26 protein-coding genes are annotated in these 15,878 nt (G+C 36.8%); all 26 read left to right on the top strand.

Going from position 1 to position 15,878, the window contains the following annotated elements:
- Window positions 1-30 precede the first annotated feature (30 nt).
- The 26 genes from rplP to DAY19_RS03775 all read left to right on the top strand — a co-directional run bounded on the left by rplP (window position 31) and on the right by DAY19_RS03775 (window position 15,874).
- The gene (gene rplP, locus DAY19_RS03900; protein ID WP_114705869.1) at window positions 31-450 is read left to right on the top strand and encodes a 50S ribosomal protein L16; all 420 of its coding nucleotides are present in this window, start codon (window positions 31-33) and stop codon (window positions 448-450) included.
- Between the two features lie 15 nt (window positions 451-465).
- Window positions 466-663, top strand: a complete 198-nt coding sequence (gene rpmC / locus DAY19_RS03895; protein WP_114705868.1) for a 50S ribosomal protein L29 — start codon at window positions 466-468, stop codon at window positions 661-663.
- Between the two features lie 2 nt (window positions 664-665).
- Window positions 666-914 carry a 30S ribosomal protein S17 gene (gene rpsQ, locus DAY19_RS03890; protein WP_114705867.1) on the top strand — a complete coding sequence of 83 codons (249 nt, stop codon included), beginning with the start codon at window positions 666-668 and terminating at the stop codon, window positions 912-914.
- Window positions 915-945: 31 nt separating this feature from the next.
- Window positions 946-1,314: a 50S ribosomal protein L14 gene (gene rplN, locus DAY19_RS03885; protein WP_114705866.1), complete on the top strand. Its 369-nt coding sequence runs from the start codon at window positions 946-948 to the stop codon at window positions 1,312-1,314.
- Window positions 1,315-1,335: 21 nt separating this feature from the next.
- Window positions 1,336-1,647 carry a 50S ribosomal protein L24 gene (gene rplX, locus DAY19_RS03880; RefSeq protein WP_114705865.1) on the top strand — a complete coding sequence of 104 codons (312 nt, stop codon included), beginning with the start codon at window positions 1,336-1,338 and terminating at the stop codon, window positions 1,645-1,647.
- Between the two features lie 14 nt (window positions 1,648-1,661).
- Entirely contained in the window at window positions 1,662-2,201 is a 540-nt protein-coding gene (rplE, locus tag DAY19_RS03875; protein ID WP_114705864.1) for a 50S ribosomal protein L5, read from the top strand.
- A 14-nt stretch (window positions 2,202-2,215) separates the two neighbouring features.
- Complete coding sequence (gene rpsN, locus DAY19_RS03870) at window positions 2,216-2,521, top strand: 30S ribosomal protein S14 (RefSeq protein ID WP_114705863.1); 306 nt, start codon at window positions 2,216-2,218, stop codon at window positions 2,519-2,521.
- Window positions 2,522-2,543: 22 nt separating this feature from the next.
- Window positions 2,544-2,924 (top strand): 30S ribosomal protein S8, encoded by a 381-nt coding sequence (gene rpsH, locus DAY19_RS03865; protein ID WP_334677875.1) that lies wholly within the window; start codon window positions 2,544-2,546, stop codon window positions 2,922-2,924.
- A 13-nt stretch (window positions 2,925-2,937) separates the two neighbouring features.
- Window positions 2,938-3,474: a 50S ribosomal protein L6 gene (rplF, locus tag DAY19_RS03860; RefSeq protein ID WP_114705861.1), complete on the top strand. Its 537-nt coding sequence runs from the start codon at window positions 2,938-2,940 to the stop codon at window positions 3,472-3,474.
- A 55-nt stretch (window positions 3,475-3,529) separates the two neighbouring features.
- Window positions 3,530-3,907, top strand: coding sequence for a 50S ribosomal protein L18 (gene rplR, locus DAY19_RS03855; protein ID WP_114705860.1), 378 nt, complete (start codon window positions 3,530-3,532; stop codon window positions 3,905-3,907).
- A gap of 111 nt (window positions 3,908-4,018) precedes the next feature.
- The gene (rpsE, locus tag DAY19_RS03850) at window positions 4,019-4,507 is read left to right on the top strand and encodes a 30S ribosomal protein S5 (RefSeq protein WP_233500243.1); all 489 of its coding nucleotides are present in this window, start codon (window positions 4,019-4,021) and stop codon (window positions 4,505-4,507) included.
- An 11-nt stretch (window positions 4,508-4,518) separates the two neighbouring features.
- Window positions 4,519-4,701: a 50S ribosomal protein L30 gene (gene rpmD / locus DAY19_RS03845; RefSeq protein ID WP_114705858.1), complete on the top strand. Its 183-nt coding sequence runs from the start codon at window positions 4,519-4,521 to the stop codon at window positions 4,699-4,701.
- A gap of 9 nt (window positions 4,702-4,710) precedes the next feature.
- Complete coding sequence (gene rplO / locus DAY19_RS03840) at window positions 4,711-5,166, top strand: 50S ribosomal protein L15 (protein ID WP_114705857.1); 456 nt, start codon at window positions 4,711-4,713, stop codon at window positions 5,164-5,166.
- A gap of 13 nt (window positions 5,167-5,179) precedes the next feature.
- On the top strand, window positions 5,180-6,493 hold the full coding sequence (secY, locus tag DAY19_RS03835; protein WP_114705856.1) for a preprotein translocase subunit SecY: 1,314 nt from the start codon (window positions 5,180-5,182) through the stop codon (window positions 6,491-6,493).
- Window positions 6,494-6,498: 5 nt separating this feature from the next.
- On the top strand, window positions 6,499-7,134 hold the full coding sequence (locus tag DAY19_RS03830) for an adenylate kinase (protein WP_114705855.1): 636 nt from the start codon (window positions 6,499-6,501) through the stop codon (window positions 7,132-7,134).
- Between the two features lie 73 nt (window positions 7,135-7,207).
- Complete coding sequence (infA, locus tag DAY19_RS03825; RefSeq protein ID WP_021266177.1) at window positions 7,208-7,432, top strand: translation initiation factor IF-1; 225 nt, start codon at window positions 7,208-7,210, stop codon at window positions 7,430-7,432.
- A 24-nt stretch (window positions 7,433-7,456) separates the two neighbouring features.
- Complete coding sequence (rpmJ, locus tag DAY19_RS03820) at window positions 7,457-7,570, top strand: 50S ribosomal protein L36 (RefSeq protein WP_021276174.1); 114 nt, start codon at window positions 7,457-7,459, stop codon at window positions 7,568-7,570.
- Between the two features lie 21 nt (window positions 7,571-7,591).
- Window positions 7,592-7,975: a 30S ribosomal protein S13 gene (rpsM, locus tag DAY19_RS03815; protein WP_114705854.1), complete on the top strand. Its 384-nt coding sequence runs from the start codon at window positions 7,592-7,594 to the stop codon at window positions 7,973-7,975.
- A gap of 13 nt (window positions 7,976-7,988) precedes the next feature.
- Entirely contained in the window at window positions 7,989-8,378 is a 390-nt protein-coding gene (gene rpsK, locus DAY19_RS03810) for a 30S ribosomal protein S11 (RefSeq protein ID WP_233500234.1), read from the top strand.
- A gap of 31 nt (window positions 8,379-8,409) precedes the next feature.
- Entirely contained in the window at window positions 8,410-9,423 is a 1,014-nt protein-coding gene (locus tag DAY19_RS03805) for a DNA-directed RNA polymerase subunit alpha (RefSeq protein ID WP_114705852.1), read from the top strand.
- A 26-nt stretch (window positions 9,424-9,449) separates the two neighbouring features.
- Entirely contained in the window at window positions 9,450-9,806 is a 357-nt protein-coding gene (gene rplQ, locus DAY19_RS03800; RefSeq protein ID WP_114705851.1) for a 50S ribosomal protein L17, read from the top strand.
- Window positions 9,807-9,884: 78 nt separating this feature from the next.
- A complete protein-coding gene (locus tag DAY19_RS03795) occupies window positions 9,885-10,442 on the top strand; it encodes a TlpA family protein disulfide reductase (RefSeq protein ID WP_114705850.1) in 558 nt (185 codons plus the stop codon).
- 137 nt (window positions 10,443-10,579) lie between these two features.
- On the top strand, window positions 10,580-12,151 hold the full coding sequence (locus tag DAY19_RS03790) for a sigma-54 interaction domain-containing protein (protein WP_114705849.1): 1,572 nt from the start codon (window positions 10,580-10,582) through the stop codon (window positions 12,149-12,151).
- A gap of 192 nt (window positions 12,152-12,343) precedes the next feature.
- Window positions 12,344-13,918: an acyl-CoA carboxylase subunit beta gene (locus DAY19_RS03785; RefSeq protein ID WP_114705848.1), complete on the top strand. Its 1,575-nt coding sequence runs from the start codon at window positions 12,344-12,346 to the stop codon at window positions 13,916-13,918.
- On the top strand, window positions 13,915-15,366 hold the full coding sequence (locus DAY19_RS03780; RefSeq protein ID WP_114705847.1) for an acetyl-CoA carboxylase biotin carboxylase subunit: 1,452 nt from the start codon (window positions 13,915-13,917) through the stop codon (window positions 15,364-15,366). The genes DAY19_RS03785 and DAY19_RS03780 overlap by 4 nt, the downstream gene beginning before the upstream one ends.
- A 1-nt stretch (window position 15,367) precedes the next feature.
- Window positions 15,368-15,874, top strand: a complete 507-nt coding sequence (locus tag DAY19_RS03775) for an acetyl-CoA carboxylase biotin carboxyl carrier protein subunit (RefSeq protein ID WP_199506606.1) — start codon at window positions 15,368-15,370, stop codon at window positions 15,872-15,874.
- Window positions 15,875-15,878 lie beyond the last annotated feature (4 nt).

Genomic DNA, 15,878 nt, shown 5'->3' with positions numbered 1-15,878 from the left:
CGTTAATGAATTGAATTTATTGAGGTAAATATGTTAAGTCCAAAAAAAGTAAAGTGGCGTAAGCAGCAGAAAGGAAGAATGAAAGGGAAAGCAAACCGTGGAAATACTATCACGTTCGGCGAATTTGCTATACAAGCCCTGTCATGTGGGTATATAACTAACCGTCAGATTGAAGCTGCCCGTATTGCAATGACAAGAAAGATCAAAAGAGGTGGTAACGTTTGGATCAAAATCTTTCCAGATAAAGTCCTAACTAAGAAGCCAGCTGAAGTTCGTATGGGGAAAGGTAAAGGTTCTCCAGATTCTTGGGTTGCAGTAGTAAAACCAGGAAGAGTAATGTTTGAAATTAAGCATACTGATCCTGAGCTAAGTAAACAAGCACTTAAGCTTGCTATGTACAAGCTGCCTGTTAAAACTAGAATCATTTCTAGAGAGCAACAGGAACTTTAATCGTTAGAGGAAGTTATGCAAAAGTTAGATTATAAAGAAGTAAGCGGTTTAAGCGGTAAAGAAATTGATGCAAAAGTTACTGAAATGAGAAGAGCTATCTTCGATATGAACATGTCAAAAGCGACAAGTGGAATCGAAAAGCCTCATCAGCTAAAAATTGCAAAAAAGAATATTGCTAAATTATTAACAGCAAAGAAAGCTAAAGGTGAATAACCATGAGTACAAAAACGTTTAAAAGAAAGCTAGATGGTGTAGTTGTTTCTGTAAAGAATGATAAAACTGTAGTTGTTAACGTTGCTAGACGTTTTAAGCACCCTGTATACAGTAAGTTCGTTACAAAAACTAAGAAATACCATGCTCATAACGAAAGTTTTGAAGCAAGTCTAGGTGACAATGTAACAATTATTGAAAGTAAACCTTATTCAAAACTCAAAAAGTGGGAACTGTTAAAGGTAAATAAGTAATGGCTTAATAAGCCTATTTTAGGAGTTAGAAATGATTCAGATGCAAACTAAGTTAGAAGTTGCTGATAACTCTGGAGCTAGAGAAGTAAAGTGTATCAAGGTTCTTGGTGGTTCAAAAAGAATGAACGCAAATCTTGGTGACATTATTGTAGTAGCAGTTCAGCAAGCTCTTCCAGGTGGAAAAATTAAAAAGGGTGACGTTAAGAAAGCAGTTATCGTTAGAACTAAGTACCCAATTAGAAGAGAAGATGGTTCTTACATCAGATTTGATAAGAACAGTGTTGTAATTCTAAATAATAACAATGAACCAGTAGGGACACGTATTTTTGGTCCTGTAGCTAGAGAATTAAGAAACAGAAGTTTCACTAAGATCTGTTCTTTGGCCCCGGAAGTTCTATAATCAAGGTTCAGTGAGGAAGTTATGCAAAAGCTAAAAGTTAATGATAATGTTGTAGTTTTAACAGGAAAAGACAGAGGCAAAACTGGTGAAGTTAAGAAAATTAATTTCAAGACCAAAGTTGTTTATGTTGGTGGTGTTAATCTAGTAAAAAAAGCAATTAAACCAACTCAAGAGAACCCAGCAGGCGGTATCGTTGATATCGAAGCGCCTCTTCACATCTCTAATGTTGCTGTTGTAAGCCCAAAAACAAAAAAGGCTACAAGAGTAAGATTTGAAGAAAAAGATGGAAAGAAAGTTAGAGTCGCTGTTTCTTGTGGATCAGAACTGAGTTAAGGGTAGAGGCAGATATGAGTAGATTCAGAAAACTTTATAATGATGAAATTAAAAATAAAATGACTGAGAAGTTTGGTTATAAGAATGTTAACCAGATTCCTAAGCTAGAAAAGATAGTGGTTAACTGTTGTACAAGAGACGCAGTTACTAACTCTAAAGTTGTTCAGTCGATTGTTAAGGATCTTGGAACTATTACTGGTCAAAAGCCAGTTGTTGCAAAGGCTAGAAAGTCTGTTGCAGGTTTCAAAGTTAGAGAAGGTATGCCTCTAGGTGCAAATGTTACTCTTCGTGGTGAGAGAATGTACGAATTCCTTGATAGACTTGTTAATATTACTCTTCCAAGAGTTCGTGACTTTAGAGGTGTTTCTTCTAAAGGTTTCGATGGACAGGGTAATTATACTTTAGGTTTAAAAGAGCAGATTATTTTCCCAGAAATTTCTTACGATCAAATTGATAAAGTAAGAGGTCTAGGGATCTCAATCGTAACAACTGCTGGAAACAACGAAGAAGGTAGAGAGCTACTAAACCTTTTTGGTATGCCTTTCAACAAGTAATAGAGGATATAGTAATGGCTAGAAAAGCGAAAATTGAAAGTAACAAGAAAAGAGCTAAGCTTGCTGAAAAATATGGTGCTTTAAGAAAAGAACTTAAGGCTGCTATCATCAACGAAAAACTTTCTGATGAAGAGAGATTTGAAGCGATGATCAGACTTCAAAAGCTTCCAAGAAATTCAGCTCAAATTAGAGTAAGAAATAGATGTGAACTGACTGGTCGTCCACGTGCTTTCTATAGAAAGTTCAGATTATCAAGAATTCAATTTAGAGAGTTAGCACTTAAAGGGATGATCCCAGGTGTAACTAAGTCAAGCTGGTGATGGTAGAGGAGACGAGATTATGATGACTGATCCTATTTCAGATATGTTAACAAGAATTAGAAATGCAATTAATGCTGGACACGATAGAGTTGAGTTCCCAGCATCAAAAATGAAAGCTGGTGTTTGTAAAGTTATGAAGGACGAAGGATATATTCGTTCATTCAAAATTATTGCAAAAAGCCAGTCAGATATAAGAATTAAAGTACTACTAAAAGATAACGCTATTGTTGGTCTTCAAAGAGTATCTAAGCCAGGTCTAAGACAGTACCGTGGTTATAAAGATATCTCTAGAGTAATCAGTGGTCTAGGTACTTCAATCCTATCAACTTCTAAAGGAATTATTTCTGATAGAGAAGCGAGAGCGACAAAAGTTGGTGGTGAAGTAATCTGTAATATTTGGTAGTAGGGAGCGAGTAATGTCACGTGTAGGAAAAAACCCGGTAATAGTTCCTGAGAAAACTCAGGTATCAATAAACGGTACAACAGTATCGGTTAAAGGGCCTAAAGGTGAACTAGAGTATACTTTTAATAATTTAGTAACTCTTTCACATGAAGGTAACGAAGTAAAAGTAAACCCAATTGACGAGTCAAAAAAGTCTCGTGCAATGTGGGGTACAGCAAGACAAATCATCTCTAACATGGTAACAGGTGTTACTGATGGTTTTACAAGAAAGCTTGAGTTCAACGGTGTTGGTTACAAGGCGTCAGTAAGTGGAAACACAATGACACTTAACCTTGGTTACTCTCACCCAATCGAGTACGTTCTTCCAGAAACAGTTGCTGCAAAAGTAACTAAGAATGAGATTGAACTTACTGGACCAAATAAAGAGCTTCTTGGATTTGCTGCTGCAAAAATCCGTTCATTCAGACCACCAGAGCCATATAAAGGTAAAGGTGTTAAATACGCTGAAGAGCACATTGTTAGAAAAGCTGGTAAATCTGGCGGTAAGTAATAAATATGTAGCCTGAGAATGGCCCGCGGTTAGGGCCTAGGGTGAGGAGACTAAAATGATTAGAAAACCTTATGGTAAAGCTGGTAAAGCAAGTACAGCTAGAAGAATTAGAAGAAAACTTGCAATTCGTAAAAAAGTTGCTGGTAATGCAGAAAGACCACGTCTATCTGTAAACCGTACAAACAAGCACATCACTGTACAAGTTATTGATGATGAAGCTAACAAGACTCTTTTCAGTGTTCAAACTTATGGTAAGAACGCAGTAGAAGGAAAGTGTAATGTTGCAGGTGCTCAACTTGTAGGTGCTAAACTTGCTGAAAACTTAAAAGCTAAGAATATTTCAACTGCTGTTTTCGACAGAAACGGACTTAAATACCACGGTGTAATTAAAGCTGTTGTTGAATCTGCTAGAGAAAATGGAATTCAAATTTAGGAGTAAGTGATGTCTGAAGAAAATAAAAGCGTTGAAAAAACAGTAAAAGCAGAACCTAAGAAGAAAGCTTCTAAAAGAGCTCCATCTAAAAAACGTCAAAATAATAACGGAATGGATGTTGAGCTTGAGGAAAGAGTTGTTGCTGTAAACAGAGTTGCAAAGGTTATGAAGGGTGGTAGAAGATTTTCTTTTAGTGCTCTAATGATCGTTGGTGATAAGAAAGGTCGCGTTGGTTTTGGTCTAGGGAAAGCAAAAGAAGTTCCTGAAGCAATCAGAAAAGCAACACAAGCGGCTCAAAAAAGTATGATTTCAGTACCTGTTGATGGTGGAACAATCCCACATACAGTTATGGGTGAGTTCGATGCTGGTCAGATCCTTTTCAAGCCTGCCGCAGAAGGTACAGGGGTTAAGGCTGCTGGTGCATGTCGTTCAATTCTTGAGCTTGCAGGTGTTAAAGACGTTCTAACTAAGTCACTTAGAGGTAATAACCCACACAATATCGTTAAGGCGACATTTGATGCTCTAGCACAACTAAGATCAGTTGAAGAAGTTGCAAGAGTACGTGGTAAAGAAGCTAAGGGCTTAAGAATTAAAGGTTAATTGAGGTTGATATGACAGCGAAAACAATTACAGTTACATTGAAGAAAAGTACTATTAAGTGCAACGAAAAGCAAAAAGCTACAGTTAGAGGTCTAGGACTTAGAAAAACAGGTACATCTAAGACTTTAGAAAATACATCAGCTGTTAGAGGAATGATCAAAAAGGTAATTCACCTTTTAGACATCCAGGAATAAGAGGTAGATATGTTAACTTTAAATAACTTAAAAAGCCCAAAGGGTGCACATAAGAACATCAAGAGAATTGGTCGTGGACAAGGTTCAGGACAAGGTACTCAAGCTGGTAAAGGTCATAAAGGTCAAAAAGCTCGTGCCGGTGGTGGTGTAAGAACTGGTTTCGAAGGTGGGAACATGCCATTATACATGCGTCTACCAAAGAGAGGATTTTCTAACGCTCCATTTAAAACAGTATATGCTGAAGTTTCTCTAGCTACTCTAGAAGCGAAATTTGATGGCGGAGACGTTACAAAAGAAGCTTTAATTGAGAAGGGTATTCTTAAGGGTGCGGATAAAAGACGTCCTGTGAAAATTCTTGCTAACGGAGAGCTTTCAAAATCGTTAAATTTTGTTAATATTGAAAAGTTTTCTAAGAGTGCACAAGAAGCAATCGAGAAAGCTGGTGGAAAAATAGCAACAAAATAAAAAGGATCGTCTGATGTCAAATGCTCATGGAAGACTTGAAGAGCTTAAGAAAAAAGTCTTTTTTACTTTTTTATTATTAGTAGTATATAGATTGGTTGCGCAAATCCCTGTTCCAGGGGTTGATGCGCAAGCAATTTCTTCATATTTTGCAGAATCTGGAGGCGGAGGTCTTTTCGATCTAATCAACACTTTTAGTGGTGGTGCCTTCAAGAGATTCTCAGTTTTAGCACTGGGGATTATGCCTTATATTACTACTTCTATTATCTTTTCTCTTCTTGGTGAGGTAATTCCTCAAATCCAAGAGATGCAGGAAGACTCAGAAGGACAAAAGAAAATACAAAAATGGACTAGGTATGCAACAGTAATACTCTGTTGCATACAGGGTTACTCAATGGCCGCTGTGTTTGAAACATTTGTTTCACCAGGTGGTGCTAGAGTTATTCCTGATCCAGGTATGCTTTTTAGAGTTGTTACAATGATTACTCTAGCTGCAGGGACAATGTTTCTTCTATGGCTAGGTGAGAGAATCACTGAATTTGGACTCGAAAATGGTGTATCACTGATTATTTTTGCTGGTATTGCAGTTGAGCTACCGACAGAAGTAATTCAGAAAATAACATTATTTAGAAACGGTGAAATGGGTGGTTTAGAGCTACTAACTTTCGCTGCTGTAATTGTTGTTGCGTTCTTCGTGGTTGCATTTATTGAAAGAGCCTTTAGAGCTATTCCAGTACAATATGCAAAAAGAGTTGTTAACAACAGAGTTTACGGAGGGAATCAAACACTTCCGATGAGAGTTGATACTGGTGGAGTTATGCCTCCTATCTTAGCATCTTCTCTACTTGCTGCACCTGCAACTTTTGCGACATTTATCCCAGCTGATAGTGCGTTTAAGCCATACTTTGATACTATTCAACAAAGTTTATACCCAGGGCAGTTACTATTTAATATCTTGTTTGGAGCTTTGATTGTGTATATGACTTATTTCTATGCACCAATTCAGTTCAAAACTAAGAAAATTTCCGAAATGCTACAAAAGAATAATGCATTCATCCCAGGAATTAGACCTGGTGATAAAACTAAAGAATATCTAGATACACTTTTAAATCGTATGTCATTCTTTGGGGCCTTATTCCTTATTGTTGTTTGTATTGTGCCTTCTTTAATTACAGGAGCTCAAACACGTTTCGGTGGAACATCTATGCTGATCCTTGTTTCAGTTTCAGTTAGAGTAATGATGAATGTGCAATCGTTTATGTTTGCTGACAAATATGAGTCATCATATAAGTCTAAAGGTAAATATAACGGAAATAACAGAAGGTTCTAGTCAATATGTCGCCACAGTTAATACTTATTGGAGCACCCGGTTCAGGTAAAGGTACTCAAGCTAAAAAGATTGTAAACGAACTTGGTTACAATCATGTTTCTACAGGTGATCTTCTGCGTGCAGAAGTTGCTAAAGGAAGTGAGCTAGGTACTAAAATCAAAGAAGTAATGGACTCTGGTGAGTTAGTTAGTGACGAGCTTGTATTAGATTTATTAAAAGCAAATTGTGCTGTTGATAAATCGACATATATTTTTGACGGTTATCCACGTAATTTAGTACAAGCTAAAGATCTTGATAGTGCTCTATTGGGTGGAGTTAAGTCATTAGCTGTTTATTTTGAAGTCAATATCGATACTTTAGTTGAGAGAATTGTAAATCGTCGTGTCGCTCCTAAGAGTGGTGAGATTTATAACCTTAAAACTAAACCACCGAAAGTTGATGGAAAGTGTGATGTAAGTGGTGAAGACCTTGTGCATCGCAAAGATGATAATGAAGAAACTGTAAGAACAAGAATGAAGGTTTTTACAGACAATATTGAGCCTGTACTTGAGTATTATGAGTCACAGGGAAGACTAGTTAAGGTAGACGCAACCAAAGACCTTGACGCTATTTTTGAAGATATAAAAAAAGTTGTTAAATAATTTATAAATAAGTGATTGAGCTTGCAATATGGCCATGAGTCATATATAAGCAATTACTTTAGGTTTTTAGTATATGAGTAATCAGGAAACTATTGAGGTTGAAGGGGAAGTTACTGAGCTTCTTCCTAATACTAAATTTAAAGTCAAGCTACCGAATGGACATTCGGTAATTGCCCACATTAGTGGAAAAATGAGAATGCACTTTATTAAAATTTTACCTGGAGATAAGGTCCTTGTTGAAATCAGCAAGTATGATCTAACGAAGGGAAGAATTACATATAGAAGTAAAAAACGCTAGTGTAGTAGAACATACGAGGTAGTTATGAAAGTTAGAGCATCAGTGAAACCGATGTGTAAAGATTGTAAAGTTATTAAAAGAAAAAACGTACTTAGAGTTGTATGTAAAAACCCTAAGCACAAGCAAAGACAAGGCTAATTAATAGGAAGGAGTGTAGCTATGGCGAGAATTCTTGGTGTTGATATTCCTAGAAATAAGGTAATGAGAATTGCCCTGCAATCTATTTATGGTGTAGGACCAAAGATTGCTAAGGAAGTATTAGAAAAAACAAACATCGATTTAAACAAAAGTTCAAACGAACTTACTGAAGAAGAAGCAAATGAAATCAGACTTGTTCTTGAAAGTGAGTACACTGTAGAAGGTGACTTAAGAAGAGAAGTTGGTCTTAACATTAAGAGACTTAAAGATTTAGGTTGTTACAGAGGTATTAGACACAGAAAAGGTCTACCGGTAAGAGGTCAAAGAACTTCTACTAATGCTCGTACTCGTAAGGGGCCAGCAGTAGCAATCGCAGGTAAGAAGTCAATTAAGTCAATGAAGTAATTGTTAGGAGTTAATGATGGTTAAGAAAACAGCTTCAAAGAAAAAAGTAAAAAAGAACATCACGAGAGGTATCGCTCATATTCAGTGTTCTTTCAATAATACAATCGTAACATTCACAGATATGAATGGTAACGCAATTTCATGGGCGTCTGCAGGTCAGCTAGGTTTTAGAGGATCTAAGAAGTCGACTCCATTCGCGGCTCAAATGGCTTCAATGGAAGCAGCCAAGAAAGCTATGGAGCACGGACTATCAAGCGTTGAAGTAAGAGTTAAAGGTCCAGGTGCAGGTAGAGAAAATGCTGTAAGAGCATTCATCGCTGCAGGTCTGAAGATTACTTCTGTTGCTGATAGGTCACCAATCCCACACAACGGATGTCGTGCACCAAAAAGAAGAAGAGTATAATTTATAGACTTATATTATTAAGGAGTTGTCTGTGGACACATTTACAGCAAAAAATTGGACAGGAATGATAAGACCAGTAGCTTTGGAAATGGATAACGATAAGCTAACTAAGACTTATGGTAAGTTCGTTGCTAAGCCACTTGAAAGAGGTTATGGACAAACTCTTGGGAACTCATTACGTCGTGTACTTCTTTCATCACTTCAAGGTGCAGCTATTGTTGCAATTAGAATTGAAGGTGTTGAACATGAATTTGGTACAATCAACAACGTAAAAGAAGAAGTTTCTGAGATTATTCTAAACCTTAAAGAGGTACACTTTAGAATTAAAGATAAAGAGCAGGTAACTCTAACTCTTGAGAAATCAGTTGAGGGTGTTGTTACTGCTGGTGATATTTCTGAATCAGCTAACGTAGAAGTTCTTAATCCTGATCACGCTATCTGTAACTTATCTACAGGTGGATCAATCAAGATGGAACTACTTGTTGCTAGAGGAAAAGGATATGTTACTGCTCTAGATAATAAAGAATCATTTGATCTTCCAATCGGTTGGGTATATCTAGATTCTCTTTTCTCACCAGTTGCACGTGTTAACTATACAGTTACTAACTCACGTGTTGGTAAGAGAACAGACTTTGATAAGCTAACTTTAGAAGTATGGACTAACGCTGGTGTTGAGCCATCTGATGCTGTTGCATACTCTGCTAAGATCCTTAGAGATCAATTAGCAGTTTTCCTAAGCTTTGAAGATGAAGAAGAAATTACAAGAATGGAAGCTAAGCCAAAGAAACAACAAAATACAGCTAATGCAGCTCTATTAAAGCCTGTTTCTGAGCTTGAACTGTCTGTAAGATCTGCAAACTGCTTGCAGAACGCAGATATTAAGTATATCTATGAGCTAGTTTCTAAAACTGAAGGTGAAATGCTAAGAACTAAGAACTTTGGTCGTAAGTCACTAAATGAGATTAAAGAAGTATTATCTCAAATGGGACTTGGTCTAGGTATGAAAGTTGATAGCATTATGCAAGACCTGAAAGAAGAAAACTAAAAGTTGTTATAAGTTGAGGTAGAGATATGAGACATCAAAGACATAAATATAAATTAGGTGTAAGTCCATCACACAGAGTTTCTATGATTAAAAACCTTGCGTCAGAAATTATTGACCACGGTATGATTAAGACAACTCTTACTAGAGCTAAAGCTGTTAAGCCAGTTGTAGAAAAGTTAGTAACTCTTTCTAAGAACGACACAGTAGCTAATAGAAGACTTGCATTCAAAAAACTTAACGATAAAGATGCAGTAAACAAGCTTTTCACAGAGCTTGGGCCAAAGTTTAAAGAAAGAAATGGTGGTTATACAAGAATCATGAAGCTTTCTGATAACAGAGTTGGTGATAACTCTAAGATGGCTTATATTGCTTTCGTTGATTAATATTTTAATTAATTCAAACTAAAATAGGCCCATCATATTTAGGTATGATGGGTTTTTTTATTTCACATTGTATTTGCTATGAGTACTTCTTCAAAAATATCATTCATCTTTATAATTGTGGCCATAACGCTTGGTTATTCTATTTATCATAAGAATAAAATTGATACCTATGTTGATGAAAGTCGCACGTATATATTAAAAACACTCCCTAGTGTTGAGTTAACTAATTTTGAAGATAATAGTCCTGTTCAGTTACAAGATTTAGCGCAAAGCTCTAATGGTCTTGTTGTCCATTTTTGGGGAACATGGTGTGCACCTTGTGAAGCTGAATTTCCTGAATTCGTTGAGTTTGCACGTAAGCTCGAAGAAAAGAATGTAAAAGTCGTTTTCATGGCCGTTAAAGATGAGGACATGAAAATTAAAAAGTTTCTAAAAAGATTCAAAGACCTACCAAGCAATTCTATGGTTATTCATGATGTTTCTGGGATATCTATGAGTAAATTAGGGGTTGTTAAAGTTCCGGAAACTTTTGTTTTCGATTCTAACCTCGATCACCGTATTATGTTTAAGGGACCTCAAGATTGGAAGATGAGTTCATATTTCACACGTGTTCTTAACTACTTAGGGGTAAATTAAACTAATAATATTTCTTTGAATTTGTCTATTTTTTCATCATTTGTAGTTAAGTTTTATTAAAATCTGCCGAAAAGTTTTACAGACTAAGCTTTGGTATATCGTTTTTGTGCCAAAAAAATAAACATCGGAGATTAACAATGATCAATTGGACTGAACTAAATGGACTACATGTTATTTCTAAGCTCGAAGAAATAATTAATAAGTGGTTTGGTGTAGAGGTATTCTATGCAGACAACCATTTCAAAATAAGAAGTGGACATAAAGATAAGGATTATGATTTTAAGAACCTTTTCTTTCAAACACAGATGTCTCTTCCGCATGGTTATGACTTTATTACGGCCGATGTAGAAAGGTTTAGTGATGAATTAAGTCAGTCTGGTGAAACAGTTATGATCTTTGATTCATATTTTCCGGGTGTGAAAATGATGGGGACAAGAATTGAAATTGAAGGTGAATATCAGGGAACTGTTTTTGCTTTTCCTTTTTTGAAAAGTACTTTCAGTGATGAAGATGAAAAAGAGCTAGTGGCCGCACTTACTGAGCATGGAGCGAGCCCAGAAGCAGCACAGGAATGTGTAAATGAAACAAGACGATTATTTCCAAGAGAAATTGAATATCTAAAAGAACTAGTTGAACTAGTTGCCGGTGAAGTAGCTACATTCCATGTCGAAATTTCTAAAAGAGAAGAAAGAATTCATATGCTTAATTCTGAACTCGGAGAAAAGTTCCGTTATCATAATATGATTGGTAAATCGAAAGCTATGCAAAAGATTTACTCTTTACTTGAAAGAATTTCTACTAGTGAATCTTCTGTACTTGTACAGGGTGAAAACGGTACGGGTAAGGAACTTGTTGCTAAAGCAATTCACTTTGCATCACCTCGTAAAGATGCTCAATTCCTAGCTGTTAACTGTTCTGCATTTAACGAGAACCTACTAGATTCTGAATTATTTGGTCACGTGAAGGGTTCTTTTACTGGTGCTCATAAAGAAAAGTCTGGTTTATTTGAGCTAGCAAATGGTGGGACATTATTCCTTGATGAAATTGGAGATACGTCACTATCGATGCAAGTTAAGCTTCTACGTGTTCTTCAGGAAGGTACTTACTTACCAGTAGGTGCTGATAAGTCGAGAAGAACAGATGTGAGAATTATTGCAGCAACAAATAAAGACCTTAAAACAATGATGGCAAAAGGTGAGTTCAGAGAAGACCTTTACTATCGTATTAACGTTTTAAATGTAAACCTTCCTCCGCTAAGAGAGAGAAGAGAAGATATTCCTGTTTTAATGGAGCACTTTCTAAAGAAGAAGTGTGATGAGTCAGGCATGCCAATGAAGACTTTTTCTAAGAAGTGTATGGAAAAGATGCTTGATTATCCATGGCCAGGAAATGTTCGTCAGTTAGAAAACGAGGTTGAAAGGCTTGTTGTTCTTGCTGGTGATGATAAATCAATTACACCTGATATCCTTAGTCCACAGGTTCTAGATCACGGAGCGGCTCCAGTTGAGCAAACTAGAGGTGTTAACACATCTGGAAAACTTAAAGACGCACTTATGGAACTTGAGATTATTATGATTCGTGAAGGGCTTAAGAGATGTAACTTTAATAAATCAAAGCTTGCTAAAGAGCTTGGTATGTCTCGTGCTAGTTTAATCATGAAAGTTGATAAGTATGGACTAGATAAACGTGCGAAAGCAGGTAATGAATAGTTAAAAACTTACAATAATAAAATATAGACACTTTTGGGCCCTCAACGAGGGCCTTTTTATTTATATTCCTATAATTTCATAGACTTAACCCCCATAAAATAACGCATCGTGATTGGGCAAATTGCATTTTAAAGGTGTAATATGCACTGATAATTTAAACATGAAATTTTGAAAGAAGTTGGTGGAGGGTTTATGTCGACAACCAGTGAAAATATATTAGAAGAAAAAAGGGCCTTTCTCCTTAACAAGAGAGCTGAAGCCGAGCAAGGTGGTGGTGAAGCTAGAATTGCTAAGCAACATGACCAAGGTAAGTACACAGCAAGAGAGAGAATCGAAAGATTAGTTGATCCAGGTACATTTATCGAGTTTGATAAATTTGTTACACATCGATGTGTAAACTTTGGAATGGAAAAGAAGAAGTTTCTTGGTGATGGTGTCGTAACAGGTATTGCAGAAATTAATGGTCAAAAGATCGCTGTTTATTCTCAAGATTTTACTTGTTGGGGTGGTGCACTTGGTGAAGCTCACGCAAAGAAGATCTGTAAGATAATGGACTTCGCACTTGATAATAGAATTCCTGTAATCGGTATTCAGGACTCAGGTGGAGCACGTATTCAAGAGGGTGTTGATGCTCTTGGTGGATATGCCGAAATCTTCTATAGAAACGTAAAAGCTTCAGGTGTTATTCCTCAAATATCTTTAATTATGGGGCCTTCAGCTGGTGGTGCAGTTTATTCACCTGCAGTAACTGACTTTATCTTCATGGTAGATCAGTCATCATATATGTTCGTTACAGGTCCAGATGTTATCAAGACTGTAACTCACGAAGAAGTAACAAAAGAAGACCTTGGTGGAGCTACTGCTCACTCTGAGAAGTCTGGTGTATGTCAGTTCAAGTGTAAGGACGAAGATGAGACTTTTGAAAGAGTAAGAGAACTAATGAGTTACTTACCGGCTTCAAACTTCAGAGCACAAGAAGACAAGTATACTTCGGATCCAGTTTATAGAGATAATACAAAACTTAAGGAAGTTGTTCCTGGTAATCCTAAGAAGCCGTATGACATGAAAGAAGTTATTCTTGATATTGTTGATGATGGGCACTTCTTAGAAGTACATAAAGACTACGCAAGAAATATCGTTGTTGGTTTCGCATCAATTGGTGGTATTAAAATTGGTATTGTTGCTAACCAACCAGAAGTTTTAGCAGGTGTTCTTGATATAGATTCATCATGTAAAGCAGCTCGTTTTATTAGATTCTGTGACTCATTTGATATTCCAATCGTTTCACTTGTCGATGTTCCAGGTTTCTTACCAGGTACAGTTCAAGAGTATGGCGGGATTATTAAGCACGGTTCTAAACTTCTTTATGCATATGCAGAAGCGACTGTTCCATTAATTACTCTAATTACAAGAAAGTCTTATGGTGGAGCGTATGATGTTATGGCATCAAAGCACATTAGAGCAGATGTTAACCTTGCTTACCCAACTGGTGAAATTGCCGTTATGGGTGCAGAAGGTGCAGTAAATATCGTCTTTAGGAATGAATTAAAAGGTCTTGAAGGTGAAGAATATGAAAAGAAAAAAGCAGAGCTAGTTGCAAATTATGAAAATAACTTTGCTAATCCATATGTAGCAGCTGAAAGAGGTTATATTGACTCTGTTATTCTTCCAGAAGAAACAAGAAAGCGTCTTTATGAATATCTAAAAGTACTTAAAGACAAAAAAGTTGATAGACCAAAACGTAAACACGGGAATATTCAATTATGATGATCAGACAGCCAAAGAATATGGAAAGAAGAGTATTAATTGCAAACCGTGGAGAGATCGCTTCTCGTGTAGCTAAGGCTTGTCGTGAGCTCGGTCACACAGCAATTGGTATTTTTACAGATAATGAGCCTCAAGGGACACATCTTCAGTTTTGTGATGAATGGGTTTACCTTGAAGGTAATACAAATGCAGAGACATACCTAAATGTTGAAAAACTAGTTGCTTTAGCTAAAGAGATTAAAGCAGATGGTGTTCACCCAGGATATGGTTTCCTTTCAGAGAATAGAGATTTTGCAAATGCACTTTCTGAAGCGGGGATCACTTTTATCGGTCCACATGTTGAGGCCATTAGAGTAATGGGTGATAAGGCGACGTCTAAGAAGCTAGCAAATGAAGCAGGTGTTCCTACTGTTCCAGGTACAGATCATGCTGTACCTACTGTTGATGAAGCAGTCCAAATAGCAGATAAAATTGGATATCCTGTTCTACTTAAAGCAGTTGCTGGTGGTGGTGGACGTGGTATGCGTGCATGTAATAATGAAGCTGAAGTACGTGAGCAATTTGATGCTGTTGGTAGAGAAGCCGCAGCGGCTTTTAACAATGGTGATCTACTTGTAGAGAAGCTTATTGTTAATCCTCGCCACATCGAAGTTCAAATTCTTGCAGATAAGAAAGGTAATACATTCCATTTCTTTGAAAGAGAATGTTCAGTTCAAAGAAGACACCAAAAGATTATTGAAGAAGCACCATCGCCATTTATTGGAAGTGATGAGGAGCTTCGTCAACGTGTTTGCGAAACAGCTGTTAAGCTTGCAAAGGCAGTTGAATATGATTCGGCAGGTACAGTTGAGTTCATCATGGGTGAAGATAAGCAATTTTACTTCCTTGAGATGAATACACGTATCCAAGTTGAGCACCCAATCACTGAAGAAATTACTGGAATGGATCTTATTGTTTGTATGATTCAAGCTGCATTTGGTGATGAGTTGGGAATCCCTTCACAAGAATTCATCAGAAGATCAGGACACGCGATTGAATGTCGTATCTGTGCAGAGGATCCAATTACAATGCTTCCAGCTCCAGGTCTTGTAACAGGTTTTGAAACAAATTTTCCACAAGGAACACGTTTTGATCACTGCCTATACAAAGGATTAGAAGTTACTCCAGATTTCGATCCAATGGTAGGAAAGCTTGTTTGTAAAGGAATCGTTCGTGACGTTGCTGTAAGAAAAATGAATGCAGCCCTAGATGGACTATTCATTGAAGGTCTTAAAACAAATCTTCCACTGTTAAAAGAAATTATGACAGAGAAGAACTTTGTTGATGGACATTATTCAACAGCTTACATTGGTGAAGTTGCACCTCAGAACAACGTGAAGACAGACCTTGATCATATAAAGCTATATACGATCATTGCTGGCTCTGAAGCACGTAGGATGGGTATTTAATATGAGAACATATTTAATTAATGATAATGAAGAAGTAATTGTTGATTTAACAAGAACTAAAGTTCATGAGTACAACCTTGTTGAATTTGACTTCTCAACTCTGAAAGATGGCGAGAGAAGTTTACATGAAACAATGTGGCTAAAGAAAATCTGTGGTCAGTATTTCATCTCTAGAGATCAAAGAACTTGGAAGAAGATTCCACGTCAAGATCTTCCATCTCGAGTTGTAAATGTTGATCGTGTTTATTCACTATTTAGAGGGTATAAGCCTTCTGGACTTGGTGGAGCCGACGCAGGTGAATTCTTAACAAAAATGCCAGGTAAGATTGTAAAAATCAATGTGGAAGTTGGTCAAGAAGTTAAAAAGGGTGATACACTTTTAATTCTTGAGGCCATGAAAATGGAAAATGAAATTAAAACGGGGATTGATGGTACTGTTAAGGCCATCCACGTTAAGGAAGGGGACGCCTTAGAAGAAAACGTTCTCATGTTAGAAGTAGAAGCATAAGGAG

Origin of the sequence: Halobacteriovorax vibrionivorans (genome assembly GCF_003346865.1) — a bacterium.
Taxonomy (GTDB): Bacteria; Bdellovibrionota; Bacteriovoracia; order Bacteriovoracales; family Bacteriovoracaceae; genus Halobacteriovorax_A; species Halobacteriovorax_A vibrionivorans.
Note: the sequence above shows the minus strand (reverse complement) of the source record. Positions and strands in the feature narration are given on the sequence as shown.

Excerpts from the sequence above, each read along its gene's own strand:
- rpsH (WP_334677875.1), top strand. The coding sequence starts at position 2,544 with ATGACTGATCCTATTTCAGATATGTTAACAAGAATTAGAAATGCAATT.
- DAY19_RS03795 (WP_114705850.1), top strand. The coding sequence starts at position 9,885 with ATGAGTACTTCTTCAAAAATATCATTCATCTTTATAATTGTGGCCATA.
- rpsE (WP_233500243.1), top strand. The coding sequence starts at position 4,019 with ATGGATGTTGAGCTTGAGGAAAGAGTTGTTGCTGTAAACAGAGTTGCA.
- rpmD (WP_114705858.1), top strand. The coding sequence starts at position 4,519 with ATGACAGCGAAAACAATTACAGTTACATTGAAGAAAAGTACTATTAAG.
- rplE (WP_114705864.1), top strand. The coding sequence starts at position 1,662 with ATGAGTAGATTCAGAAAACTTTATAATGATGAAATTAAAAATAAAATG.
- rpsN (WP_114705863.1), top strand. The coding sequence starts at position 2,216 with ATGGCTAGAAAAGCGAAAATTGAAAGTAACAAGAAAAGAGCTAAGCTT.
- rplP (WP_114705869.1), top strand. The coding sequence starts at position 31 with ATGTTAAGTCCAAAAAAAGTAAAGTGGCGTAAGCAGCAGAAAGGAAGA.
- DAY19_RS03775 (WP_199506606.1), top strand. The coding sequence starts at position 15,368 with ATGAGAACATATTTAATTAATGATAATGAAGAAGTAATTGTTGATTTA.
- infA (WP_021266177.1), top strand. The coding sequence starts at position 7,208 with ATGAGTAATCAGGAAACTATTGAGGTTGAAGGGGAAGTTACTGAGCTT.
- rplR (WP_114705860.1), top strand. The coding sequence starts at position 3,530 with ATGATTAGAAAACCTTATGGTAAAGCTGGTAAAGCAAGTACAGCTAGA.
- rplN (WP_114705866.1), top strand. The coding sequence starts at position 946 with ATGATTCAGATGCAAACTAAGTTAGAAGTTGCTGATAACTCTGGAGCT.
- rpmC (WP_114705868.1), top strand. The coding sequence starts at position 466 with ATGCAAAAGTTAGATTATAAAGAAGTAAGCGGTTTAAGCGGTAAAGAA.
- rplQ (WP_114705851.1), top strand. The coding sequence starts at position 9,450 with ATGAGACATCAAAGACATAAATATAAATTAGGTGTAAGTCCATCACAC.
- rplF (WP_114705861.1), top strand. The coding sequence starts at position 2,938 with ATGTCACGTGTAGGAAAAAACCCGGTAATAGTTCCTGAGAAAACTCAG.
- DAY19_RS03830 (WP_114705855.1), top strand. The coding sequence starts at position 6,499 with ATGTCGCCACAGTTAATACTTATTGGAGCACCCGGTTCAGGTAAAGGT.
- rpsQ (WP_114705867.1), top strand. The coding sequence starts at position 666 with ATGAGTACAAAAACGTTTAAAAGAAAGCTAGATGGTGTAGTTGTTTCT.
- rpsM (WP_114705854.1), top strand. The coding sequence starts at position 7,592 with ATGGCGAGAATTCTTGGTGTTGATATTCCTAGAAATAAGGTAATGAGA.
- DAY19_RS03790 (WP_114705849.1), top strand. The coding sequence starts at position 10,580 with ATGATCAATTGGACTGAACTAAATGGACTACATGTTATTTCTAAGCTC.
- rpsK (WP_233500234.1), top strand. The coding sequence starts at position 7,989 with ATGATGGTTAAGAAAACAGCTTCAAAGAAAAAAGTAAAAAAGAACATC.
- secY (WP_114705856.1), top strand. The coding sequence starts at position 5,180 with ATGTCAAATGCTCATGGAAGACTTGAAGAGCTTAAGAAAAAAGTCTTT.
- rpmJ (WP_021276174.1), top strand. The coding sequence starts at position 7,457 with ATGAAAGTTAGAGCATCAGTGAAACCGATGTGTAAAGATTGTAAAGTT.
- rplX (WP_114705865.1), top strand. The coding sequence starts at position 1,336 with ATGCAAAAGCTAAAAGTTAATGATAATGTTGTAGTTTTAACAGGAAAA.
- rplO (WP_114705857.1), top strand. The coding sequence starts at position 4,711 with ATGTTAACTTTAAATAACTTAAAAAGCCCAAAGGGTGCACATAAGAAC.
- DAY19_RS03785 (WP_114705848.1), top strand. The coding sequence starts at position 12,344 with ATGTCGACAACCAGTGAAAATATATTAGAAGAAAAAAGGGCCTTTCTC.
- DAY19_RS03780 (WP_114705847.1), top strand. The coding sequence starts at position 13,915 with ATGATGATCAGACAGCCAAAGAATATGGAAAGAAGAGTATTAATTGCA.